The organism is Collinsella aerofaciens, assembly GCF_028206995.1.
Lineage (GTDB): Bacteria > Actinomycetota > Coriobacteriia > Coriobacteriales > Coriobacteriaceae > Collinsella > Collinsella aerofaciens_AQ.
In genome coordinates this window covers 1-24,312 of record NZ_JAQLFL010000006.1, presented here as the reverse complement: position 1 = coordinate 24,312, position 24,312 = coordinate 1, and the positions used below count along the sequence as shown (strand labels likewise).

At 59.4% G+C, this 24,312-nt stretch carries 25 protein-coding genes; 22 read left to right on the top strand and 3 right to left on the bottom strand.

What is annotated here, in order from left to right:
* The 18 genes from mraY (at window position 1) to PMX60_RS05575 (ending at window position 18,194) form a co-directional block, all read left to right on the top strand.
* Window positions 1-1,020, top strand: a complete 1,020-nt coding sequence (mraY, locus tag PMX60_RS05660; RefSeq protein ID WP_271747203.1) for a phospho-N-acetylmuramoyl-pentapeptide-transferase — start codon at window positions 1-3, stop codon at window positions 1,018-1,020.
* A 9-nt stretch (window positions 1,021-1,029) separates the two neighbouring features.
* A complete protein-coding gene (murD, locus tag PMX60_RS05655) occupies window positions 1,030-2,436 on the top strand; it encodes a UDP-N-acetylmuramoyl-L-alanine--D-glutamate ligase (protein WP_271747202.1) in 1,407 nt (468 codons plus the stop codon).
* A gap of 168 nt (window positions 2,437-2,604) precedes the next feature.
* Complete coding sequence (gene ftsW / locus PMX60_RS05650) at window positions 2,605-3,966, top strand: putative lipid II flippase FtsW (RefSeq protein WP_271747201.1); 1,362 nt, start codon at window positions 2,605-2,607, stop codon at window positions 3,964-3,966.
* Window positions 3,956-5,071, top strand: a complete 1,116-nt coding sequence (gene murG, locus PMX60_RS05645; RefSeq protein ID WP_195520529.1) for an undecaprenyldiphospho-muramoylpentapeptide beta-N-acetylglucosaminyltransferase — start codon at window positions 3,956-3,958, stop codon at window positions 5,069-5,071. The genes ftsW and murG overlap by 11 nt, the downstream gene beginning before the upstream one ends.
* Before the next feature lie 97 nt (window positions 5,072-5,168).
* Entirely contained in the window at window positions 5,169-6,587 is a 1,419-nt protein-coding gene (gene murC / locus PMX60_RS05640; RefSeq protein WP_055286074.1) for a UDP-N-acetylmuramate--L-alanine ligase, read from the top strand.
* A 5-nt stretch (window positions 6,588-6,592) separates the two neighbouring features.
* On the top strand, window positions 6,593-7,504 hold the full coding sequence (gene murB / locus PMX60_RS05635) for a UDP-N-acetylmuramate dehydrogenase (protein ID WP_006234257.1): 912 nt from the start codon (window positions 6,593-6,595) through the stop codon (window positions 7,502-7,504).
* 424 nt (window positions 7,505-7,928) lie between these two features.
* On the top strand, window positions 7,929-8,717 hold the full coding sequence (locus PMX60_RS05630) for a cell division protein FtsQ/DivIB (RefSeq protein WP_022094490.1): 789 nt from the start codon (window positions 7,929-7,931) through the stop codon (window positions 8,715-8,717).
* 199 nt (window positions 8,718-8,916) lie between these two features.
* Window positions 8,917-10,071 carry a cell division protein FtsZ gene (gene ftsZ, locus PMX60_RS05625; RefSeq protein ID WP_022094491.1) on the top strand — a complete coding sequence of 385 codons (1,155 nt, stop codon included), beginning with the start codon at window positions 8,917-8,919 and terminating at the stop codon, window positions 10,069-10,071.
* 210 nt (window positions 10,072-10,281) lie between these two features.
* Complete coding sequence (locus PMX60_RS05620) at window positions 10,282-11,082, top strand: purine nucleoside phosphorylase YfiH/LACC1 family protein (RefSeq protein ID WP_271747200.1); 801 nt, start codon at window positions 10,282-10,284, stop codon at window positions 11,080-11,082.
* Complete coding sequence (locus PMX60_RS05615) at window positions 11,079-11,915, top strand: phosphate ABC transporter substrate-binding protein (RefSeq protein WP_271747199.1); 837 nt, start codon at window positions 11,079-11,081, stop codon at window positions 11,913-11,915. Before PMX60_RS05620 ends, PMX60_RS05615 begins: the two co-directional genes overlap by 4 nt.
* Before the next feature lies 1 nt (window position 11,916).
* Entirely contained in the window at window positions 11,917-12,840 is a 924-nt protein-coding gene (gene pstC / locus PMX60_RS05610; protein ID WP_271747198.1) for a phosphate ABC transporter permease subunit PstC, read from the top strand.
* Between the two features lie 3 nt (window positions 12,841-12,843).
* The gene (gene pstA / locus PMX60_RS05605) at window positions 12,844-13,749 is read left to right on the top strand and encodes a phosphate ABC transporter permease PstA (RefSeq protein ID WP_271747197.1); all 906 of its coding nucleotides are present in this window, start codon (window positions 12,844-12,846) and stop codon (window positions 13,747-13,749) included.
* Window positions 13,750-13,761: 12 nt separating this feature from the next.
* Window positions 13,762-14,565, top strand: a complete 804-nt coding sequence (gene pstB / locus PMX60_RS05600; RefSeq protein ID WP_271747196.1) for a phosphate ABC transporter ATP-binding protein PstB — start codon at window positions 13,762-13,764, stop codon at window positions 14,563-14,565.
* Between the two features lie 92 nt (window positions 14,566-14,657).
* Window positions 14,658-15,515: a phosphate signaling complex PhoU family protein gene (locus PMX60_RS05595; RefSeq protein ID WP_195919445.1), complete on the top strand. Its 858-nt coding sequence runs from the start codon at window positions 14,658-14,660 to the stop codon at window positions 15,513-15,515.
* Window positions 15,516-15,634: 119 nt separating this feature from the next.
* Window positions 15,635-16,372, top strand: a complete 738-nt coding sequence (locus PMX60_RS05590) for a YggS family pyridoxal phosphate-dependent enzyme (RefSeq protein ID WP_271747194.1) — start codon at window positions 15,635-15,637, stop codon at window positions 16,370-16,372.
* 60 nt (window positions 16,373-16,432) lie between these two features.
* Window positions 16,433-17,155, top strand: a complete 723-nt coding sequence (locus PMX60_RS05585; RefSeq protein ID WP_022094497.1) for a cell division protein SepF — start codon at window positions 16,433-16,435, stop codon at window positions 17,153-17,155.
* Window positions 17,156-17,170: 15 nt separating this feature from the next.
* Window positions 17,171-17,458, top strand: a complete 288-nt coding sequence (locus PMX60_RS05580; RefSeq protein ID WP_040358293.1) for a YggT family protein — start codon at window positions 17,171-17,173, stop codon at window positions 17,456-17,458.
* Window positions 17,459-17,519: 61 nt separating this feature from the next.
* Window positions 17,520-18,194, top strand: a complete 675-nt coding sequence (locus tag PMX60_RS05575) for a DivIVA domain-containing protein (RefSeq protein WP_271747193.1) — start codon at window positions 17,520-17,522, stop codon at window positions 18,192-18,194.
* Between the two features lie 167 nt (window positions 18,195-18,361).
* Here PMX60_RS05575 and PMX60_RS05570 read toward each other — a convergent pair whose 3' ends face one another.
* The 3 genes from PMX60_RS05570 to PMX60_RS05560 form a co-directional block, all read right to left on the bottom strand.
* Entirely contained in the window at window positions 18,362-18,892 is a 531-nt protein-coding gene (locus tag PMX60_RS05570) for a nitroreductase family protein (protein WP_271747192.1), read from the bottom strand.
* A gap of 285 nt (window positions 18,893-19,177) precedes the next feature.
* Window positions 19,178-19,801 (bottom strand): DUF47 domain-containing protein, encoded by a 624-nt coding sequence (locus tag PMX60_RS05565; protein WP_006234238.1) that lies wholly within the window; start codon window positions 19,799-19,801, stop codon window positions 19,178-19,180.
* Window positions 19,802-19,868: 67 nt separating this feature from the next.
* On the bottom strand, window positions 19,869-20,918 hold the full coding sequence (locus PMX60_RS05560) for an inorganic phosphate transporter (RefSeq protein ID WP_006234237.1): 1,050 nt from the start codon (window positions 20,916-20,918) through the stop codon (window positions 19,869-19,871).
* A 250-nt stretch (window positions 20,919-21,168) separates the two neighbouring features.
* Between PMX60_RS05560 and PMX60_RS05555 the strand changes: the two genes are divergently transcribed.
* From PMX60_RS05555 to PMX60_RS05540, 4 genes are all read left to right on the top strand, one after another.
* The gene (locus PMX60_RS05555) at window positions 21,169-21,507 is read left to right on the top strand and encodes a hypothetical protein (protein WP_117746758.1); all 339 of its coding nucleotides are present in this window, start codon (window positions 21,169-21,171) and stop codon (window positions 21,505-21,507) included.
* A 79-nt stretch (window positions 21,508-21,586) separates the two neighbouring features.
* Window positions 21,587-22,282: a Bax inhibitor-1 family protein gene (locus tag PMX60_RS05550; RefSeq protein WP_271747191.1), complete on the top strand. Its 696-nt coding sequence runs from the start codon at window positions 21,587-21,589 to the stop codon at window positions 22,280-22,282.
* A gap of 138 nt (window positions 22,283-22,420) precedes the next feature.
* On the top strand, window positions 22,421-23,536 hold the full coding sequence (locus tag PMX60_RS05545) for a TIGR02452 family protein (RefSeq protein ID WP_271747190.1): 1,116 nt from the start codon (window positions 22,421-22,423) through the stop codon (window positions 23,534-23,536).
* Between the two features lie 78 nt (window positions 23,537-23,614).
* On the top strand, window positions 23,615-24,274 hold the full coding sequence (locus tag PMX60_RS05540; RefSeq protein ID WP_117843475.1) for an SGNH/GDSL hydrolase family protein: 660 nt from the start codon (window positions 23,615-23,617) through the stop codon (window positions 24,272-24,274).
* Window positions 24,275-24,312: the final 38 nt, after the last annotated feature.

Genomic DNA, 24,312 nt, shown 5'->3' with positions numbered 1-24,312 from the left:
ATGTTCGGCAATCCCTCGTATCCAACGTATCAGGCTTTTTTGGGGCTTGGCATCGCCGCTGCCATTGCGCTGCTGCTCATGCCGTGGTGGATCAAGCTACTTAAGGTCGAGGGTATCGGCCAGCAGGTTCGTGCCGACGGCCCCAAGCGTCATTTGGTTAAGCAGGGAACGCCCACCATGGGTGGCGTTGTCATTCTCGTCGCGATTTCGCTGACCTGCCTGCTGATGGGCAAGCTCACCACCGAGCTCGTGCTCGTGCTGCTCGCCACGCTGGCGACCGGCGTGCTGGGCCTGATCGACGACCTGACCTCCGTTACGCATGGGCGCTCGCTCGGTCTGACGCCTCATGCCAAGATGATCGGCCTAACCATTATATGTGTCACCTTTACGGTACTTGCCGTCAACTGGTGCGGCGTCGCCCCCGAGATTCGTTTACCCGGCGGCCTGACGATTGACCTCGGTGTTCTTTCGACCACCATCTGTGGCCTTTCGTTCCCGTGGCTCTACATTGTCTTTTGCTGGCTGATGATCGCCGGTCTTTCTAATGCCGTGAACCTGACCGATGGCCTCGACGGTCTTGCTGGCGGCACCTCCATGATTGCCATGCTCGCCATGGCTGCCATGGCGTTTTTGCACGGAGACGTGAACCTGTCCATCTTCTGCACCGCGTGTGCCGGTGCCTGCTTGGGCTTTCTGTGGTTCAACTGCTATCCGGCGAGCATCTTTATGGGCGATACCGGCTCGCTTGCCCTGGGCGCCGCGTTTGCCTGCACGTCCATCATGACCAACACCGAGGTCGTCTCCATCATCATCGGCGGCCTGTTTATCGTTGAGACCCTGTCGGTCATGATTCAGGTTGTCTACTTCCACTTTACGCACAAGCGCGTCTTCCTTATGGCGCCCATCCATCATCATTTCGAAAAGAAGGGCTGGGCCGAGACCAAGGTCGTCATCCGTTTTTGGATTATCGCTGCGGCCTTTGGTGCCGTTGGCCTTGCTCTGTTCTTCCAGTTGGGATAGTGGTCTTTCATGCCTCTTGCTGATGTCTTTAGCCTGCTCGTTTTGGGTCAGGGCAAATCCGGTCTCGATGTCGCCCGCTGGGCGCTGGCACATCCCGAGCGCGTAAGCGCCGTTACCGTGTATGGCGGCGGCACCTCTGAGCCCAATGACGCCACGCGTGCGCTCGAGGCTGCTGGTGCGTCGTTTGTCTATGGGACCGAACAGGTCGAGGGCGCCTATGACGTATGCGTGACGTGCCCGGGCATCTCGGAGTTCTCGGGCTTCTTTAAGGCCGGGCGCGATCATGCCGCCCAGATTATGGGCGAGCCCGAGTTTGCCTATCGTCTGTCGCCCGATAACTGGATTGCCATCACGGGCACCAACGGCAAGACGACCACCACGTCGCTGACGGATTATCTGTTCAAGGCTGCCGGCGAGGCCAGCGTTGCTGTCGGCAACATCGGCGAGCCGCCGGTCAACGAGATTGACGGCCGAGCCCACAACGAGTGGTTTGTGGCTGAGCTCTCGAGCTATCAGATTGCTACGACCACCGAGCTCCACCCCCGCGTGGCGGTGCTGCTCAACATCACTCCCGACCACTTGGGCTGGCATAAGAGCCATAAGAACTACGCGCTTGCCAAGATTAAACTGTTTGACAATATGGTCGATGACGATCTGGCGGTTGTCGACGTCGAAGACGCCGGCATTCGCGAGTTCGATGAGTACATCTACACGCCGGGTCGTCGCATCTGCAAGGTTGCCTTTGACGAGCCTGAGGGTGAGGATGCCGCCTTTGTGCGCGATGGCAAGATGATCGTGCGCCTGAAGGGCGTCGAGACACCGCTCATCGCTACATCCGAGCTCAAGATCTCGGGCCATCACAATGTTATCAATGCCCTGTGCGCCGCCACGGCTGCCCTGGCAGTCGGTGCCGATGTCGATGGTATCTGCCGTGGTCTGGCCTCGTTCCAGCCGCTCGAGCACCGTGTGGAGCCGTGTGGCGAGATTGACGGCGTGCGCTACGTCAACGATTCCAAGGCGACCAACACCGATGCGGTCGAGAAGGCACTGACGGCATTTCCCGATGACGACGTGATCTTGCTGCTCGGCGGCCACGATAAGGGCACGCCGCTCACGGACTTCGCGCGCGTCGTTATGGACAACGTGCGCTCGGTCGTCTGCTTTGGCGATGCGCGCGAGCGCTTCACCGCCGCTATGGACGAGGCTGATGTCGATGGCGATGTGGATATCGCCCAGGCGGATGACCTGCGCGATGCCGTGGACGTTGCCCGTTCGCTTTCGAGCCGTGGTGACGTGATCTTACTTTCTCCTGCCTGCTCTTCGTTCGATGAGTTCTCGGGCTATGAGGAGCGCGGCCGCGTGTTTAAGGACTACGTGGCTCAGCTTGCCGCTACAGCGAAATCACAAATGGAATAGGGGTTGCCGGTGAGAGAGGAGAGCCCCCGACAAGGTACGAGGAGGCCCGACTCGGACCGCGCTTCCTCACGTCGCACCACACCGCGTTCCAGCCGCGGCGGGCAGTCGTTTAGCGAACGCTATATTGCCGGCGTTCCCGCCCGTATCATGCGCCCCCGTTTGATATTCATGGCCTGCTTGTTTACCTTGGTATGCTTTGGCCTGCTGATGGTGTACTCGGCGTCTTCGGTCGAGGCGCTGCACGAGAATGGCTCGGCGACGTTTTTTCTGGGTCGACAGGCCGCGTTTGCCGTGGTCGGTGTTCTGGCGCTGATTGCCATCGTGCGCGTTTTGCCGGACAGCTGGTTTGGGGAGGATGTGCTCAGGATCTTCCTTATCGGCATGATAGGGCTACTGCTTCTGGTGTTCTTGGTGGGCAGCGGCAGCCGCGGCGCCACGCGCTGGCTCAACATCGCCGGTATTCAGTTCCAGCCTTCCGAGTTTTTAAAGCCATTTGCCATTGCGTATTCGGCCATCATGCTTGATCGCTTCTTTTCGCCCGGTGGCAACATCAACGAATTCCTTCGCAAGATGGGCATCTACCTGGGCATTTCGCTCTTTCTGATCTTTATCCAGCCCGATTTCGGTACTGTCCTGATCATCCTGTTGACCCTCATGTGCATGGCGTTGTTTGCGGGTCTCGACCCCAGATTTATCATCGGCGTGCTAATCTTCGGCATTCTCGTGATCGTGATTGCGCTTGTCGCAGAGCCATACCGTATGGTGCGTATTCAGGTTGCCTTGAACCCTTGGGCCGACGAGTATGGTGACGGCTATCAGGCCACGCTTGCCATCATGGCCTTTGCCTCGGGCGGTCTGTTCGGCCGTGGCATCGGCAACTCAACCATGAAGTACTCGTATCTGCCCGAGGCACACAACGACTACATCTTGGCCATCATTGGCGAGGAAGTCGGTTTTGTCGGAACCGTGCTGTTCTTCTTGGTGTTTGCGATGCTGATCTACTCGGCGTTTCGCATTGCCGAGCAGGCGACCGATCGTCGGGGCGCGCTCATGGCGTCTGGCTCCGCGGTCATTCTCGCAGTGCAGTTTTTGATTAACGCGCTGGGCATCCTCAACGTGTTTCCCATGACGGGCAAACCGTTGCCGTTTATTAGCTACGGCGGTTCGTCGATTATTGTGTCGCTCATGCTTGCCGGGTTGATCCTGCGCGTTTCGTACGAGAGCGCCCGCCGCGATGAGTATGACCGCCGCCGTGAGAGCTTTGCCGTTATGGATGAGAGTACCGCCGGCGTGCCCCACGTGCGCGGCGAGCGATCTTCGCGTAACGGTTTTACCGTCCTGGATGGCTCTGCGACCGACCCCGCAGCCCGCCCGCGTCAGCGAACGGCGCCGCAAGGTCGTCCTCAGCGCCCCACTCCTCGCAATGCGGGCGGCGGATATAATCGAATCGATTTGAACTCAGACCCGTCGGCGCGTCTGCGTACCGACGGCCAGGGACCGCGTGTACGAAGGGACTACCATGACCGATAAAATGACCGTTGCTATTGCAGCCGGCGGCACGGCAGGGCACATCAACCCCGCGCTCGCCTTGGCCGAAGAGCTCCGTGACCGTGGCCACCACGTTGTGTTCGTGGGCCAGTCGCGCAAGCTCGAGGGTCGTCTGGTCCCCGAGGCTGGGTTTGATTTTGTGCCCATTACGGTCACGGGCTTCGACCGCTCCCGTCCTTGGACGGCGCTGACCTCGCTGTGGCGTGTCAACAAAGCCAAGCGTGCGCTCGCCAGTCATTTCTCAAAGGTCGGCAAGCCCGATGCCGCCATTGGTTTTGGTGCCTATGTCGAGGTTCCGCTGCTGGGGTGGTGCAAGGGCGCGGGCGTTCCGTATCTGCTGCATGAGCAGAACTCTGTTCCGGGCCTGGCCAACAAGATGATGAACTCCCACGCCGCCCGCGTGTGCATCTCGGTGCCGGCAGCGCGTTCGGTCTTTGAGCGCGAAGGTGACCCTGATCACGTGCTCATGACCGGCAACCCCGTACGTCGCTCGGTGATCGAGGGCGATCGCGCTCGCGGCCGCAAGGCACTTGGCGTTCCCGAGGACGCTACGCTGCTGCTCGTCTTTGGCGGTTCACTTGGCGCCCAACACCTCAACGAGCGCGTGGTTTCGCTCAAAAACGAGCTGCTTTCGCGCAAGAACCTCTATGTGTTGCATTCGACGGGTGCCGACGGCTTTGAGGAGACCGAGCGCGCTTTGGCGCTGACGCCCGAGGAGGCGAAGCGTTACCGCGTCCAGCCTTACATCGACAACATGGGCGATATGCTGGCTGCTGCCGATTTGGTGCTCTCGCGTTCGGGCGCATCGAGCGTGGCCGAGATCGCTGCGCTCGCCGTGCCCTCGGTGCTCGTGCCGTATCCGCATGCGACGGCCGACCACCAAACCACCAATGCTCGTTATCTGGTCGACGCCGGGGCCGGCGTGCTCTGCGCCGATGCCGATATCGACGGTTCTGCCTTTGCCGATGAGCTGCTGCACCTGGTCGATGACGCGGCGGCACGCGACGCCATGCGTCAGGCGGCGCGTGGTCTGGCTCAGGATAGGGCCGCCGCTCTTCTGGCGGATGCGGTAGAGGGTTTGCGTTAGTTAGACGGGATATCGTCGGTCGCCCTCGCGCTGATGCGGTAGGTGCGGTACAGTTAACGGGTTACAGGCAGTGTTTACGCAAGGAGTACACGAGCACATGGCTGATTCCCAGACTGCAACCTCCGCGCCCGAGTTTAAGAGCGCCCACTTTATCGGTATCGGCGGCGCCGGCATGAGCGGCATCGCCCTCGTTCTGCACGAGCGCGGTTATGCCGTTACCGGCTCCGACCTTAAGACGTCACGTTATATCCGCCAGCTTACCCGCGCTGGTGTGAAGGTGCATGTGGGCCATGAGGCCGCCACGATCGACGAGGTCAAGCCCGACGTGGTTGTTGTCTCCACCGCTATTCCGGAGTCCAACCCTGAACTCGTGCGCGCTCGCGAGCTTGGTATTCCCGTGTGGCCCCGTGCCAAGATGCTCTCTGCTTTGGGCCACGGCTACACCACCGTCGCTGTTGCCGGCACGCATGGCAAGACCACCACGTCTTCGATGTGCGCCACCATGCTCGACCGCATGGGTCTGGATCCGAGCTTCCTGATCGGTGGCATCGTCGAGGGCTATGACACGAACGGCAAGAACGGCTCGGGCGACTACTTTGTCGCCGAGGCCGACGAGTCCGACAGTTCCTTCCTGTTCCTGAACCCCAACGTGGTCATTGTGACCAACGTCGAGGCCGACCACCTCGATCACTACTCGGGTATCGAGGAGATCGAGGCGACTTTCGCCAAATTCATGAGCCTGGTGGGCGAGGACGGCACCGTCATCGTCTGCGGTGAGGACCCGCATCTGGTCGAGCTCGCCAAGTCGACGGGCCGTCACGTGCTTTCCTACGGCTTTGCCGAGAGCAACGACATCGTCTGCATGCACCCGGATGTCAAGGGCATCCAGAGCGACTTTATCGTTCGCTTTGAGGACGGCACTGAGCACGCTGTGGAGATCAAGAGCAATCCCGGTCGCCACAACATGCTCAACGCCACGGCGGTGCTCACCGTCGCCCATGTCCTGGGCCTTGACATCGACGCCGCCGCCAAGGCGCTCTCGAGCTTTGAGGGCGTCCGCCGTCGCTTTACCCACGTGGGCGATATCGATGGCATCACCGTGGTCGATGATTACGGCCATCACCCCACCGAGATCAAGGCGACGCTTGCTGCTGCTTCGTCGCTGGGCTACAAGCACGTCGACGTCGTGTTCCAGCCGCACCGCTATTCGCGCCTGCAGGCCCTGTGCGACGACTTTGCCGATGCATTTGCCAATGCCGATAAACTGCTGCTGATTGATGTGTTCTCGGCTGGCGAGATGCCCATTCCGGGTGTCACCTCTAAGATGCTCGCCGATACCGTGCGCGCCAAGCATCCTGGCAAGGAGGTCGTGTACTGCTCCAGCCGTCTTGAGCTCAATCAGGAGCTCGAGCAGATGGTGGGCGAGGGCGACCTGCTGCTCACTATGGGTGCCGGTGACGTTACGACCGTCGGTCCCGAGTTCATTGAGTATCTGACTGCCAAGAAAGACGCTTAAGTCTAATGGGTCTGTTTAACGCCGTCATGGCGCTCTCGGGCATGATCGACACGGATGTGATCGAGGACGAGCGCCTTGCGCGTCATACGAGCTATCGTATCGGCGGCAAGGCCGACCTCTTTGTGACGTGCCATAGCTATCATGCCCTCCGCCGCGCCGTGGCGGTGCTCGATCGCGAGCAGGTGCCGTGGGTCATCATCGGCAAGGGCTCCAATCTGCTGGTTGCCGATGGCGGTTATCGCGGCGCCGTCATTTCGCTCGGACGTGAGTTTCAGCGCACGGTTGTTGCCGATGACGGTTGTACGCTGACGGTCGGTGCGGGCGTGATGTTTGCGCGCCTGGTCAACGATGCCCTGTCGCGTAGCCTCTCGGGCCTTGAGTTTGCCGTTGGCATCCCTGGTTCGGTTGGCGGTGCGATATCTATGAATGCCGGCACACGGACCGAGTGGATTGGCTCGCTGGTTGAGGATGTCGTAACGTTTGACCCGGCATCCGGTATCAAACATTATGCGGGGTCCGAGATCACTTGGGGCTACCGCGAATGTAGCCTTCCCCGCAATGAGATCATCCTCGAGTGCGTGCTCAAGCTTAAACCGGCGCCCAAGGCCGACATTCGCGAGCGCATGGAGCGGTACCTGACGAGGCGCAAGCGTACACAGCCCATGGGTCGCGCATCCTGCGGGTCGGTCTTTCGCAACCCGCCCGATGCGAGCGTGGGCAAGCTTATCGAGGATTGTGGATTAAAGGGTTTTTCGATTGGCGGCGCGGAAGTTTCGCCCGTTCACGCTAATTTTATCGTTAATAACGGAACTGCCTCGGCCGATGACGTTGCCGCGGTTATCAGACATGTGCACGGAAAGGTGAGGGAGGCGTATGGCATCGAGCTCAGACCGGAAGTTAAATTCCTCGGCTTCTAGAGCATCGAAACCCACCTTCCGCCGCGCCGGAGGGCGTTCCGGCGCGCCTGCCAAACCTCAACGCAATATCGTCGCGCACTCTAAGCCTGTCGGGCATGCTCGACAGACCAGTCGTCCGGTTGTCGGCTCGCAGCTCGGTAATCGTCCGGCCGCAAAAAAGTCCTCGCGTCCCTCGGTGACGTCAAAGCCTGTTATGGGCGCCAAGCCTGCCCGTCCTATGGCAACTCCTAAGCCCTCGACAGGAACTAAGGCGGCGCGTCCGAGTCGCACGCTGGGCGCATCGAAACCGCGCTCGCTGACATCGGTGCCGGCTACCGCCAAGAAGCCTTCGGGTAAAAAAGGCGTCAACCCGTTGTCTTTACTTAGGGCGATGGCAAATAAAACATCAGACGCCGCTTCTGTCGTTACAGGCAAAGGCAAAATCGTGGGCGGCGTTTTGGCCGTCTTGGCCGTGCTCGTCGTCGTTGCTATCGTGGTGATTAACTCTGGATTGTTTACCGCCACTGATATTCAGATTCAAGGCAGCGAGCACGTGACGAAGCACGATGCTATCCAGCTGATCGATTTGCCCGAGGGAACGTCGCTTTTTAACGTCGATCCCGACCAGATTACCGAGGACCTCAAGCAGAACCCGTGGGTCTCGGGCGTGGATGTCCAGCGTCAGTTCCCACATACGCTCATCATTACGCCGATGGAGCGCAAGGTCATTGCAATTGCCTATATCAGCTCCGATGACCTTGCCTGGGCCATCGGGGATGATGATACCTGGATCGCCCCGCTGTCGACGTCGGTCGAAGTGGATGACCAGGGCAACGTCATCACGACGGGGCAGGGCTCAAATACCCTGACCGGCATTGATGCCGCGCTGGCGCTCGCTAAGCACTATGGCGCGGTGTTGTTGACTGATGTCTCGGCGGATGTCGCTCCGGTTTCCGGCCAGGCAGTGAGCTCCAAGGCCGTTAAGGCTGGCTTGGATTATGTGCGTGGTTTTTCGAGCGAGTTCTTGGGACAAGTCAAGGATATTTCCACGCCTTCGGTCGAAGCCATCTCGGCAAACCTCAATAACGGCATTGAGGTGTCGCTGGGCGATTCGAACGATATCGTCAAGAAGGAGCGCGTAGTCACCAAGCTGCTTTCGCAGGTAGAGGGCGTAACGTATATCAATGTGCGCTCTCCGGGTAACTATACATTTAGGAACGCTCCGACCTCGTAGCGCTGGTTGATGCTTTGTTGAGGGGCCATACCACGCCGTTTATCTGGTTTGTTTGGTTTTCACGGTCAATTATTTGACTGATACGTTCATAATGTGCAAACATAATACGGTTTACCTTTGCATTTACTTTCAACCTGAAGGTTAATGTGCGCAGGGGTCGACCCATGCTATGGCTATAACCTTTGTTCGGAGGACCGACATGCACGAGACAGAGATCAACAACTACCTTGCCGTCATTAAGGTGGTCGGCGTCGGCGGCGGCGGTACCAACGCGGTCAATCGAATGATCGAAGAGGGCATCCGCGGCGTCGAGTTTGTTGCCATCAACACCGATGCTCAGGCACTCGCGATCTCTGATGCCGATATCAAGGTGCACATCGGCACCGACCTTACCCGCGGCCTGGGCGCCGGCGCCAACCCCGAGGTTGGCCGCAAGGCTGCCGATGAGTCCCGCGACGACATTGCCGAGGCGCTCGCTGGTGCCGACATGGTGTTCATCACCTGCGGCGAGGGCGGTGGCACCGGTACCGGCGCTGCTCCCATCGTTGCCGATATCGCGATGAACGAGGTCGGTGCGCTGACCGTCGCCGTCGTGACCAAGCCCTTCACCTTCGAGGGCCGCAAGCGCAAGAAGAGCGCCGAGGAGGGCATTAAGACCCTCTCCGATTGCGTCGACACCATGATCGTCATCCCTAACGATAAGCTGCTCGACATCGCCGAGAAGAAGACCACCATGCTCGAGGCCTTCGCGATTGCCGATGGCGTCCTTTCCCAGGGCACCCAGGGCATCACCGACCTCATCACCGTCCCCGGTATCATCAACCTGGACTTCGCCGATGTTAAGACCATCATGAAGCAGGCCGGTACCGCCATGATGGGTATCGGTACCTCTTCTGGGGACACCCGTGCCGTCGACGCTGCCCAGCAGGCCATCTCCAGCCCGCTGCTCGAGAGCTCCATCGATGGTGCCACGCGCGTGCTGCTCTCCATCGCCGGTTCCAAGGACCTGGGCATCCAGGAGATCAGCGACGCCGCCGACGTTGTCGCCAACGCCGTCGACCCCGAGGCCAACATCATCTTCGGTACCGTTGTCGACGAGTCCCTGGGCGATCAGGTGCGTATCACCGTCATCGCTACGGGCTTCTCCGACTCCAACGTCAACCGTCAGGACGAGCTCTTTGCTGCTCAGCAGTCTCAGAGCAAGGCCGCTGCCTCCGCTGAGCCGCAGCGCACCGCTCCTGCCACGAGCCCGGCTCAGGCCGCTCCGACCCGCAACGTCGGTGGCACCGAGCTTCCTAACTTCGGCAACGATCAGTTCGAGCTTCCCGACTTCCTGAAGCGCGGTAGCTTCTAAGTCGTTCTTTGCATTGTTGTGCGCAGGGGCGTGTCCGTATGGACGCGCCCTTTTTATTTCGACTTTGTAAACTAGAACCTCCAATCTCTTTACGTTCCCTTTACGATTGCCTCCAGCGCAGCAGGTATCCTTTTAGAGAAGTATGACAGCCGTATAAACGCGGGCTGTAGCGGCGATGCCGCGGTACTTGTGTTATTAGGAGGCTTTAGTATGGCAGCACGTGCGGACAAAGTTTCGCGTGTCGACCATGATGGAGTTACGTTGGTGGAGGGCGCGACATCCGATGTTCGCTTTGCCTTCACCGAGCGCGCCGGTGGCGTTTCCGAAGATGCGTACTCCTCACTCAACTTGGGCTCGCATGTTGGCGATGACCCCTTTGCTGTTCAAGAAAATCGTCGTCGCGCGCTCGAGGCTATGGGTGCCGCCGAGTGCGAGCACAACCTGCTCATTCCCAATCAGGTCCATGGTGACCATATCGTTGCGGTGGCCTCGAACGGCGCCGATGACCTTGAGGACGTCCGCGAGCAGATTGCTGAGGGCTGCGATGCCATCGTCTGTACGGCGCGTAACGTGCCCGTGATGCTCTGCTTTGCCGATTGCGTTCCCGTGGTGCTGGTGGCTCCCGGCGGCTTTGCCGTGGTGCATTCTGGCTGGAAGGGCACGATTGCGCGCATTTCCGCCAAGGCGAGCCAAGCGCTCTGTGAGGCGGCTGGCTGCAAGCCGGATGATATCTCTGCCTACATTGGGCCCCATATCCTGGGCGACGAGTACGAGTTGTCCCAGGAGCTTATGGATCGCTTTGCCGCCGAGTTCGCGTGCATCGATGCTACCGCTTCCCGTATGCTCGATCTTTCCGCCGCCATTCGCGAGGCGCTGATGGACGCCGGCGTCGAGGCGAGCGGCATTGTGGACACCAAGCTTTCCACCGTTCGCCAGAATGACCGCTTTTATTCCTACCGTAACGAGGGCGGCACCTGCGGGCGCCATGCTGCCATCGGCGTGATGCTATGAGAAAGATCGCATCGGTCCTGAGTGCAGCAGTGCTCACGCTCACGCTGTGCGCCTGCTCCTCGGGATCTTCTGCCTCTTCCATTACCGTTGCCGGCTCTACGACGTGCCTTCCCATTGCCGAGATTGCCGCCGAGGGCTTTAAAGAGGAGACCGGCACTGACGTGCTGGTTTCTGGTCTGGGCTCATCTGCTGGCATCGAAGCTGTTAGCGCCGGCACCGCCGATATCGCCAGCTCCTCTCGTGGCCTCAACGCCGATGAGCAAGACCTGGGCCTGACGCCTATCGTTATCGCGCACGACGGCATCGCAGTCATCGTGAACGACGACAACCCGGTCGACAACCTCTCGACCGAGCAGCTCCGCGATATTTACGCCGGCAAGATTACCAACTGGAAAGAAGTCGGCGGAGAGGACCTGAAGATTCAGGTTATCAACCGCGATGAGGCGTCCGGTACGCGCGAGGCCTTCCGCACCATCGTGATGGACGGCACGCCGTTCGATCGTCGCTCGGCTGTTCTTTCGGGCACGGGCCAGGTACGCGATGTCGTGTCCCGCTCGCGTGGTGCTATTGGCTACATCTCGCTGGGTTTTGTCGAGAGCCTCAACGCCAAGACCTCGGTTAAGGCTGTTTCGGTCAACCATGTCGAGGCATCCGAGAAGACGGTCGCAAGTGGCGGCTATCCCATCTCGCGCGACCTTTACTTCTTTGTGAAGGGTACGCCTTCACAACAGGCGCAGGATTACATCGACTATGTGACGTCTGAGAAGATGGACAAGCAGATTCGCGAGGCGGGCTTTATTCCCGTCACCAACGACGGAAAGGGGAGTGAGTAGCGTGGAAGCACAGGAAACCCCCCAGATTGAGCGGGAGGCTCAGGCGCCCAAAAAGCGTGAGTTGGCGTTGGTGTCGCGCAGCACCTATCTCAAGGAGAAAGCGCTGCAGTGGATCTTCTTCGCCTGTGCGTTCTTGGCGGTCGTCACCGTCATCCTGATTTTTGTCTTTACCACGTACTCGGCGCTGCCGGTCTTTACCGACATCGGTCTGGCGGACTTCCTTAGCTTTACGTGGGCGCCCTCTGAGGGTCACTACGGCATCATGTCGCTGCTGGCGGGCTCTGGTCTGGCGACGGTCGGTGCGCTCGCCATGGGCGTGCCCCTGGGTGTGGGCACGGCCGTGTATCTGGTCGAGATTGCGAGTAAGCGTGTGCGCAGGCTCATCAGTCCCGCCGTCGACCTGCTGGCGGGCATCCCCTCCATCATCTACGGTTTCTTTGGCATGGTCATCATCCGTCCGTTTATCGCGCAGCTGACCGGCGGTCTTGGCTTTGGCGCGCTGACGGCGTGGTTCGTACTCGCCATCATGATCGTTCCCACCATCACCACGCTCACCATCGACGCCCTCAATTCCATTCCCATGGGCATTCGCGAGGCGTCCTATGCCATGGGCGCCACCAAGTGGCAGACCATCTACAAGGTCGTGCTTCCTGCAGCCAAGCTGGGCATTGTCGATGCAATTGTCTTGGGTATGGGGCGTGCGATCGGTGAGACCATGGCCGTGCTCATGGTCGTGGGCAACGCCCCGGTCATCCCGGACAGCATCTCGAGCCCCATCTCGACGCTTACGAGTCAGATCGCGCTCGACATGAGTTATTCCTCGGGTCTGCATCGCTCGGCTCTGTTTGGCATGGGCGTTGTCTTGTTTATCATTTCCGCTGCACTGGTGGGTATCGTCCGCCTGATTTCCAAGAAGAGGGGGTAGGCTATGTCCGATTCCGTTGACACGACGGTCGATACGACCTCGTCGCGCGAACGCATCAAGCGTGCCCTTTCCCATGGCAAGAAGGGCCGCATCAACAAGGACCTCTCCAACAAGATCATGCTCGGCGTGTTTCGCGCCTCGGCGTATATCACCACGCTGGTGCTGGTCGCTATCATCGCCTACGTGGTCATCAACGGCCTGCCACACATCTCGCTCGACTTTATCTTCGGTTGGCCCCAGGGCGTCAACGCCGAGGGCGGAATTTGGCCCACGATCGTCTCGACCGTCTACGTGACGGCGCTCGCCATGCTTATCTGCACGCCGATCGCTGTGCTGGCAGCCGTCTATCTGGCCGAGTACGCCAAGCAGGGCAAGGTCGTCGAGCTCATTCGCTACGCTGCTGACGCTTTGGCCTCGGTGCCCTCCATCGTTATGGGCCTGTTTGGCTACGCCTTGTTTGTCGAGGCTATGGGCCTGGGCCTTTCGATGGTCTCGGCCGCTCTGGCGCTCGCGCTCTTGATGCTTCCCATCGTCATGCGCACCACCGAAGAAGCCATTCGCGCCGTTCCGCGCTATATCCGTTGGGGCGCGTACGGCCTGGGCGCTACCAAGTGGCAGGTCGTCTCCAAGATCGTGCTTCCTTCGGCCTTTGGCCGCATTGCCACGGGCATCGTCCTTGCCATCGGCCGTGCCATCGGCGAGACCGCCGTGGTGCTCTACACCATGGGCCAGGCCATCAATCTACCTATTTCGCCGCTCGATTCCGGTCGTCCCATGACCGTTCACCTGTACCTGCTTGCCAACGACGGCATCAACATGAACGCAGCCTACGGCACTGCGCTCTTGCTGATGGTGATCATTTTGGCCTTCAACCTGTTTGCGCGCTTCCTGTCGCGTAAGCGTCGCTAGTTAAGGAGTCCCATGTCCGTTTATCAGTCCGCTCCCGCGTTGGAGCAAGCGGCCATTACGGCCAAGGATTTCAACTTTTGGTACGGTGACTTTCATGCGCTGACGGGGCTTGACCTCAACATCGCCAAAAACGCCATCACCTCCTTCATTGGCCCTTCGGGCTGCGGCAAGTCGACGTTTTTGCGCTGCATCAACCGCATGAATGACCTGATCGAGGGTACGCGCGTCGAGGGCACCATGACGCTCGACGGCAACGATATCTATGCCGAGGGTGTCGACCCGGTCGACCTCCGTCGCCGCGTGGGCATGATCTTTCAGCAGCCCAATCCGTTTCCCAAATCCATCTACGAGAATGTCGCCTTTGGCCCTCGTCTGCAGGGCGTGACTAGCAAAAGTGACCTCGATGACATCGTGGAAGAATCGCTCAAGCGCGCCAACCTCTGGAAAGAGGTATCCAATCAGCTCAACAAGGATGGTTTGGCGCTCTCGGGCGGTCAGCAGCAGCGTCTGTGCATCGCGCGCGTGCTTGCGGTGCAACCCGATGTCCTTCTGATGGACGAGCCCTGCTCCGCCATCGACCCCACGTCCGTCTCTAAGGTCGAGGATTTGATGGCCGAGCTGGCGCCCGAGATGACGATCATCATCGTCACGCATTCAATGCAGCAGGCAGCTCGCATTAGCGACTACACCGCATTCTTCTTGCAGGAAGTTGCCGGCGAGCCCGCTACGCTCATCGAGTATGGTCAAACCGACGCGATCTTCGCCAGCCCGGTGGACTCGCGGACGGAAGACTATATCACCGGCCGCTTTGGCTGATCGGTGCGACTAGTCCCAAGCCGATCGGACCTGGTCCGGTGCGTATTCACTGTGCGGGCGGCATGACCGCACCCAACTGATTGGAGTGAACCATGCGCAAACTGTTTTCCCGTCAGCTCATCGAGGCCCGCCACGAGATGCTGAGCATCTACGAGGCCGTCGATCTGGCCCTCCACGATGCCGTGAGGGCCTATGTTACCGACGACCGCAAGCTCGCCACCAAGACCAAGAAGCGCACGCTTTCGATTGACGCACGCTGCGCCAACCTGGAGGCCGTCTGCTACAACCTGATTGCCACGCAGTCACCGGTCGCCTCCGACTTCCGCTTGCTGCAGACGATCATCTACGTCGACTTTAACCTGCAGCGCATGACCGATAAGGTTCGCCAGATTTGCCGCGCCACGCGTCATATGATCAAGGCCGACATCTCGCTGCCCAAGGAGCTTGTCGGCACGGTCGAGGCCGAGGCTGAGGCCGTCTACCAGGTGCTGGGCTCTTCGCTTTCCGCGCTCGTCACCAACGACATGTCCATCATCTGCAACTTGGCCGTCGAGGACGAGCCAGTGCACGCCGCCTACGAGAAGTTCTTCCGCACCTTTAACCGCATGGACACGGGCGATTTTATGGACGACGACAGCAACTATGACGACCTGCGCCGCGCCATCATGGTATCGCGCTATCTCGATCGCATCGCCTCGATTTCCATCGATGCCGCCTGCCGTCTGACCTTCCTGTTGACCGGACAGCGTATGACTGCCGGTGATATCGCCTGCACTGATGAGGATGAGCTCGAGAGCATGCGCGTGCCTTCGGGCGAGGGTGTTATCATGAGGCCCGCCGTCGATGCACGCTACGTTGCCAAGGTGCCCGTTAACGAGGTCAGCGAGGGTCTTCGCTACCTGCTCGATCATCTTGAGGATGAGGACGATGGCGAGGACGACGAGGAGTAAGTAACCCCGTTCGTCGAAAGATTGTAAATACCTAAGTGAGCGCGGCCTTGCACATGCGGGGCCGCGCTCTTGCGTTAGCATGGGACTACTTGTTTGGCTGTCAGCGGAGGCGATTGGCAATGGATAACTATTTGGACTTGATGCGCGCTCGCCGCGAGCAGATTCTGGAACGTTTTTATGCGGCGCTCGATCGCGCGGGCCGTCCCCACGACGCCGCGAGCCTCATTGCCGTGTCCAAGACCGTTGGTGTCGATGAGACCGTTGCCGCCATCCAGGCGGGGTATCGCCATTTTGCCGAGAACCGCCCGCAGGAGCTGGTTCGCAAGCTCACGGGTCTGGCGGAGCATCCGGAGCTGCCCGAGGTGCGCTTCGATATGATCGGCAACCTGCAGACCAATAAGATCAATGCGGTGCTGGGCTCAGCCGAGCTGATTCACTCGGTGGGTTCGCTGCATCTGGCGCAGGCGATCTCGAGCCGTGCTGTTCGCAAGATTGAGGCAGGCGAGCTCGTCGGCCCCCAGCGTGTGCTCATTGAGGTCAATGTGAGTGGTGAGGAGTCGAAGGGAGGCTTTTCACCCGATGAGATTCGCGCCGCCGCGGGTGAGCTTGCAGAACTTGAGGGAATTTGCGTACAGGGGCTTATGACTATGGCGCCCCGGGGGAATAAGGATGTGGCACGCCGCACCTTTGCGGGGCTTCGTGAGCTGAGGGATGAGCTGGAGGCGACGCATCCCGATTTGAACCTGCCTGAGCTTTCCTGCGGCATGAGCGAGGACTTTGAGCCTGCCCTTGAGGAGGGCTCTACGCTCGTTCGCCTGGGCAGGGTAGTATTTAGCCCGGAGTTTGCAGTAAAATAAGGCTCTGAAGTGCGCACTGATTATCGGGGCGCCTGCACTAAACCGCGAGAGGACACAACCATGGGCTTCCTTGACGAGATTAAAAATAAGATGCACCTGGGCGGCCAGCAGGGTTACGACCAGGGTTATGGCCAGGACGACGACTACGGCTACGATGATGGCTATGACGATGGCTATCAGGGCAACGGCTACAGCGGTGCTTCGGGCGAGGGCTTCTACACCCAAGACGAGCCGAGCAACGGCCTGCTTGGTCAGACGCGCCGTGGTGAAGCTGAGTCGGTTGCCGTGTATACACGCTCCGGACAGCTGGTCGGCGATGACTCTCGCCATGCCACGACGTATAACCCGCCTTCGCGCTCGCAGGACAGTGTTGCGAGCGGTTATCGTCCTGGTGCTTATGACACGCCGTCGAGCTACGCCGAGAACACCCGCGCCCGTGCCGCCGCTGCGCCCGCGCCTGCACCGAGCGATGCCTCGGCCTATGCGAGCAATATCATCAACGCCACGCCGCAGCTGCCGGCCTATGTCCTGCGCCCCGAGAGCTATGACGACGTGGAGACCGTGGTGCGCCGCGTTCGCACCAAGCAGCCTGTCGCACTGATTTTTGTGGGCGTACGCACTGAAGTTGCCAAGCGCGTCTTGGACTTCTCTTACGGCTTTGCCTGCGGTCTGGGTGCCACGGTCAAGGAGGTGGGCGACCGCGTGTTCATGGTGCTGCCCGCCGGTTGCGAGGTCAAAGATTCCGATCTCAAGAAGCTTCGTGCCGACGGCTACCTTAAGTAAAGACAAGACGAGGAGATTCCCATCAACATCTACACTATCGTCCAGCTGGTCAACACGCTGTTCAACTTCTATTCCACGCTCATTGTCGTCTACTGCTTTATGACGTGGATTCCCATGAAGCAGGGTGGTTTGCTTCAGGATATTGCCGCGGTGCTTGATAGCGTGTGCGGTCCGTGGCTCAACCTGTTCCGTCGTTTCATCCCGCCGATGGGCGGTATCGATTTTTCGCCGGTCGTTGCGATTATTGCGTTGCAGTTGGTGCAGAGGCTGGTTCTGCAGCTTCTTATAGGTATACTCGTGTAGAACTGACTTAGTAACTTACGTCGGGCGTGTAGCGCCGAGGCGATGAAAAAGGAGACTTGTTATGGCTATTACCCCTGCAGACATCCAGGCTCAGACTTTCTCTGAGGCCAAGCGTGGCTACGATCCTGCTGAGGTCGACGTCTTCTTGGAGACGCTGTCCTCCGAGGTTGACGCTATGCTCGCTAAGATCGTCGACCTTAAGGGTCGCCTGACTGCTACCGAGCAGCAGCTTGCCGATGCGCAGGCTCAGCTTGCCCAAGCTCAGGATGCCACCGCCCAGGCCGTTCCTGCCGCCCCCGTGGCTGCTCCCGCCCCTGACTTCTCCGCTCAGGAGCGCCAGATTTCCGCTGCCCTGATCGCTGCCCAGCAGACCGCTGAGACCATCGTCAACGATGCCAACGAGAACGCTGAGCGTATCCGCAACGAGGCTGACGCCAAGGCCCGCGAGGTTATCCGCCAGGCTCTGACCGAGAAGCAGGCCGAGCTCGAGGAGATCGATCGTCTCAAGGCTTCCCGTGAGGAGTTCAAGGCAGAGTATCTCAAGCTCATCCAGCACTTCATGGACGATGCCCAGAATTCCTTCCCGGCCGATCTGATGGCCTCCACGCCGGTCGGTTCTGCCGCTTCTCCTGCAGTGACTGTTCCCGCCGACCCGCTGCCCGTCGCTGACCCGGTTGTCCCCGTGGCCGATCCCTTCGCCCCGATCGACAACTTTGCTGCCGACGACCTGGACTAACATTCGGCCTACAATTTAGTGCCTAGAAAGGACCCGCAGCTTGCGGGTCCTTTTTTTATGACTGTGCCGGAGTGCGTAACATAAAAAACCGAGCCCTGCGCATAATGGCGCAGAACTCGGCGAACGGGTGAGCGGTCGAGGGTAGGTTTTAAGGCATGTCCCAAAACCTACTTGAGGAGGAAGTCGGAGAGGGGAATGGTACGGGCCTCGCGATGCTCGGGATCGGCGATGTGGTCGGCAGGATATCCACAGACGAGCATGTGATAGGGATAGACGCCCTTGGGCAGATTGAACTGCTCCTGCGCCACCTCAGGCTTAAAATGGCATACCCAGCACGTTCCCAGGCCCTGCTCGGTGGCCTCCATCATCATCTGATCACACACGATTGAGGTGTCGATTTCACTAGAATTCATCTGGTCATACGGGCGCACCCAAGCATCACCGGTAACGCTGCAAATAAGGAAGACAAGCGGAGCGCCAAAGATAGACTCATCACGAGCAAACCGAGGCTGACAAGCAGCTGCCTTCTCCAGAAGCTCAGGCGTATCCAACACCATCACACGGGTTGGATGATTATTACAAGCAGAAGGAGCAATACGCCCAGCCTCAACAATGGCATCCACCACAGCTTGCTCAACAGAACGATCCTCAAACTCACGACAAGAATATCGACCCCGAGCCAGATCCATATACGACATACAAGCCCTCCAACATTTTAAAATCAAACAAACCCAAAGTAACCCAAACAGTATCCAAAGCAGCAATCAGCCAATCGCTCATCGAATACCAAAGTAAAACCCCGAGCAATCAAGGGTCATCACAGCAAAGGCCCCACCACGCTCAACCCCTCAGCCAAAGTTCCCAATGGTGGTACGTAAGGGAGCGGGCCCGACCACTAATACCTTTTGAACGACTCTGCTTGCAGCCGGAGTGAAAAAGGTATTAGTGGTCGGGCCCGCGACCGGTGGGACACGTACCCCCAATTAACTGTTCTTCATGACAATCGAATCCACAACATCGGCCACATTCTCACAGCAGTCAGCGCAGTACTCCAGGAAGGCGTATACGTCACGCCAGGCGATGACCTCGAGCGGGTCCTTGCCGTTAACGTGCAGGTTGCGCATGGCGTTGATATAGAGCTCGTCGGCTTCGGACTCGATGGTGTTGATCTGGATGACGAGTTCGCGCAGGGTCTTGGACTTGCGGTAGTTGGGCAGCTCGACCATCAGGTCTTTCATGGCGCGGCAGGCGTCAGTCACCTTGTGGGCGATGACGATGGCGTCGGGATGGATGCTCTGGATGTTGGTGAAGTAGACGCGCTGCACGACGCCCTCGATGCGGTCGAGCACGGTGTCGAGTGAGCAGCTCATCAGATCCAGATCCTCGCGCTCGAGCGGGGTGATAAAGGCGGTGAGCAAGGCGTCCTCAAGCTCATGGTGCTTCTTGTCGGCCGCATGCTCGATCGCGTGCATCTTGTTGAGCATATCGTGAATCTTTGCGGGATCGAAGTTCTCGAAAATCTTGGTGAGCAGCTCGGCGGCCTGGACGGCAAGGTCGGCGCAGGCGACGTAGTTGTCGAAGTAGAACGAATCGGGTTTCTTTGCCATGGGTGGGTCCTTTCGAGGCGAAGACGGGTGGGCGAGGTAATGCAGTCCGGATGGACGCTCGGTTTGATTAGAGGAACATCATGAACAGCTTGGCCATGACAAAGCTGATGAGTCCGCAGGCAGGGAAGGTGAAGAACCAGGTGAACATCATGTCCTTGACGACGCCGAAGTTGATGGCCGAGAGGCGCTTGACGGCACCGACGCCCATGATGGCGCAGGTCTTGATGTGTGTGGAGGACACGGGGATGCCGGTAAGGGTGGCAAGCAGCAGGTTCGCGGCGCCCGCCAGGTCGGCGGAGAAGCCCTGGTACTTTTCGAGCTTGACCATGCTCTGGCCGACGGACTTGATGATGCGCTCGCCGCCCACGCTGGTGCCGATGCCCATAGTGGCCGAGCACAGCAGCATAATCCAGATGGGGATGCCTGCATCGCCGACGCTCGTCTGGCCGCTGGCAAAGGCCACGCCTAAAAAGAGCACGCCGATGAACTTCTGTCCATCCTGCGCGCCGTGCATAAAGCTCATGGCCGCGGCGCTCGCGATCTGAGCGTATTTAAAGAAGACATTGGCACGTCGCCTGTTGGCGGCGGCGAAAAGAATCGAGACGAGCTTGCACAGGACCCAGCCCATGACAAAGCCCAGGCCTATGGAGAGCGCCAGGCCGTAGATGACCTTCATCCACTCGTGGACGTTGACGCTGCTCGCACCGCCGAGGGCGATGGCGGCACCGGTCAGGCCGGCGATAAGGCTGTGGCTTTGCGAGGTGGGGATGCCAAAACGCGACGCTGTGGCGCCGTAGACGACGATGGAGAACAGCGCCGCGCATAGGCAGGCGAGCGCCATGGTGCTGTTTCCGCCAAAGTCGACGATATGTGAGATGGTGTTGGCGACGCTCGCGTTAAAGTGCGTCATGATGAGCACGCCGAGGAAGTTGAATGCGGCGCTCATGAGAATGGCGGCGCGGGCGGGCATGCAACGCGTAGTGACGCAGGTCGCGATGGCGTTGGGCGCGTCGGTCCATCCATTGACGAAGATGGCGCCCAACGCGAGGATCACGGTGACGGCAAGGACTGGGTTCGACACAATTTGGCCGAGGAAGGTTGAGAACGTTACGTCCATATATGGGCTTTCTCGAAGTTTGCAGACACGTTACAAAAACATGATAAATCGTATCACCTCCTGCGGGTCTCTTTACCGAGTTCTGATGGGAGAAGTGAACTTTTTGGCACTAAAATTGAATATTAGCCCTGTTGACCGCGGGTGTTCTTTTTGCTAACACGCCATGCGGACACGTGCGATTACTACGACACTCCAAAACCACAGTCTGTTCGCTTTACAACATGCAAACATGCGTTCGATAATAGGAGGCATGGAATATCGACAGACAGACGGCAAAACTCGGCGCGTGCACAAGCAGTATGTGGACGTCGTGGCCCGCATCCTCGCGGGCGGACAGGTCGTGCCGGTCACCGTCTGCTGGGTCGACGGCCGTTGTTTTACGATCGACGAAATTATCTCGACCACCGGGTTTGGCCTGATGGTCCACGGCATCCGTACGGCAACATATAAGGTGCGTTTTGGCGGGCACGCGACCGAGTTGTATCTGGAGGACCAGACGCGCGAGCGGGCAGACGGCTCGCAGGCACACGTGATGCGTTGGTGGGTCTGGGCCTTTGATCGTACGCTTGAGGGCGAGCGCCGTAGGTAAGGACGTACGGCATTCGGGTACAATGACAGGAATCTTGTCAGCTACTGCGCTGTCGCGGCGCTTTTGAAAGGACGAAATTATGAACGATATTCAGGGCTATCAGAACGGCCCCATCGAAACCGGCGCAAGCCGTGCCAAGGAGATGTCGCCGCGCGCGTATAATCTTGCCATGTCTGCCCTGATCTTTTTGGGCTTTTGCGCCATGGGCGTCGGTGCTTACTTTACGAGCACCATGTCGTTTGCGCGCATGATGATGAGCGGCGCCGCTTTGCCGCTGGTCTTTGGCTCATTTATTTTGACCATCGTCGGCATGGTCATGATGTCGGCCGCCGCCAGCAAGCAGTCCGTGGGCCTGTCCCTTGTGGGCTACGTAATCTTTGCGAGCACCTTTGGCCTGACCGCGTCGTTTGGCCTTGCCAACTACGACCTGCCCACCATCAACACTGCCTTTATCGCCACGGCCGCCATCACCTTTGTCTTTGGCGCCTTGGGCGTGACGTTCCCCAAGTTTTTCCAGCGCGTATATGACATCGGTTTTGGCATTCTGCTCGCTACTATTCTGGTTGAGATCGTGCTGATGTTCATGGGCGTCTCACAGACCATCACCGACCTGATCGTGATCGTGGTGTTCGCCGGCTTTATTGGCTACGACACCTATGTTGCCACGACGGTGCCGCCTACGCTGCCCAACGCCGTGCTTATGGCCTCTAACCTGTTCGTGGATATTATCAACGTGTTCCTGCGCATTCTGAACATCCTCGGCCGTCGCGACTAGTGGCGAATTGCGGCGGTGCTTGCCGTGCGTGCAAATCGATGCGAAAGGCGGTCCTTCGGGGCCGTCTTTTTTGTACGCGGCGGGGTATCATGGATGGGAAAAGCCGATAGCGGCAGAGACCGAGAAAGGTGACCACTTATGGCAGACGTCGACAACAGGAACCGTAACCGCAGGTCCAACCGAGCGGGTCAGCCCAATCCCAAGCGCGAGGCCCGTGCCAAGGCCGCCGAGCGTCACGTGGCAACTGTGTCCGAAGCGTGCGCCAAGGATATCGAGCGTTCGCTTGCCGGTGTTCGCGAGTTTGACGGTATGCCTGCCGGCTTTGTCTCGGCGATGAAGGCCAAGGTTCAGAGTGCTGTGGCCACCGAAGAACAGGTTGCCGAGGACGTCGAGGGCGCGGAGGCTGCCGAGGTCGAGGCAGCGCTCGAGCCCGTCGAGGAGCCTGCCGAGGAAATCGCCGAAGCTGAGTCCGCGCCTGCTGAGGAGCCCGCTCCGGTTCTGCCTGAGGTCACCGTGCTCGATGCCTCCACCACGCAGGCCATCCTGGACAACGGTCGTGGCTATGCGCAGTTCTGCGACATGGCCGTGCTCGCCTTTGCCTCGTTCACCAACCCGGGCGGTGGCTACATCCAGGGCTATCTGGGCCAGGAGGCCACGCTGTGCGCCGATTCGTATCTGTACAACGTTCTCGATAAGCAGCGCAAATGGTACGGCGAGAACCGTCGCCGCAACATCAACTGCGAGCTTTACCGCAACCGTGCGCTGGTGGTGCCTGCGGTGCGCTTCGACCGCAACCACGTGCATGCATACGCCGACGTGATCGTGGCCGCCGCGCCCAACGTTAAGCGCGCCCGCCAGGAGTATCGCGTGAGCGACGATGCTCTGCTGGACGCCCTGCGCGACCGCATTCGCTTTGTGCTTGCCATCTGCGACGAGCTAGGTCGCGAGAAGCTCGTGCTGGGCGCTTGGGGCTGCGACAACAACGGCTTTGACGCAGAGGCCGTGGCCGAGCTCTTCCGCAAGGAGCTCGCGTCGGGCGACTTTAAGGTCAAGCAAGTCTTCTTTGCCGTGCCTTCTACGCGCTGGGATGAGGATTTTGCCAAGTTCGAGCACGTGCTGGCAAACTTCCCCGAGCGCAACGAGGAGTCCTATGCCCAGGTTGCCGCTCGCGCTGCGGCAGCTCGCGCCGCCGAGCAGACCCAGGCTGCTACCGAGGATGATGAGGACGAGGACGATTGGCGCAAGTACCTGTAATCGGTACGTGCTGACAGATAGGTCGAGCCGGCGGGAGAGGCTGCTTCCGTCGGCTTTTTACTGAGCGAGGGGCTTACGATGAAAAACGTTCTATGCTTTGGCGACAGCAACACCTATGGTTACGATCCGGCGGGCATGCGCGACGGCACCGCGGTGCGCTATGCGCAGGATGTGCGCTGGTGCGGCGTGGCCCAACGTGACTTAGGCGAGGGCTGGCATGTAATTGAAGAAGGCCTCAACGGCCGCACGACGGTACGCGACGACATGTGCCATCTGGACACCAATCTTAACGGCATCCGCGCACTTCCGATGCTGCTCGAGGCCCATAAGCCGCTGGACGCCATTGTGATCATGCTGGGCACCAACGACTGTAAGACGGTCTTTAACGTGACAGCTTCCGATATCGCCCGTGGCGCCATGGCGCTGATTCGCGCCGTCCGCGCGTTTCCGTGGACCGACGCTGCGCCTTGTCCGCGCATTCTGCTGATGGCGCCTATCAAGATTAAGCCGCAGATCGCCGACGTATATATGACCGATTTTGACGAGCATTCCGTAGAAGCCTCGGAACATTTTGGTGAGTACTACGCGCATGTGGCTGAGCAGTTTGGCTGCGACTTTTTGAATGCCGCCGACTTTGCCGAGCCGGGCGATATCGACTATCTGCATATGATGCCCGAAAGCCATGAGAGCCTGGGTCACGCCGTGGCAGCCAAGCTCCAAGAGATGCTTGGTGAGTAGCGCGACCCCAAACCACCGCAAAGGTGCCTGTCCCCTTT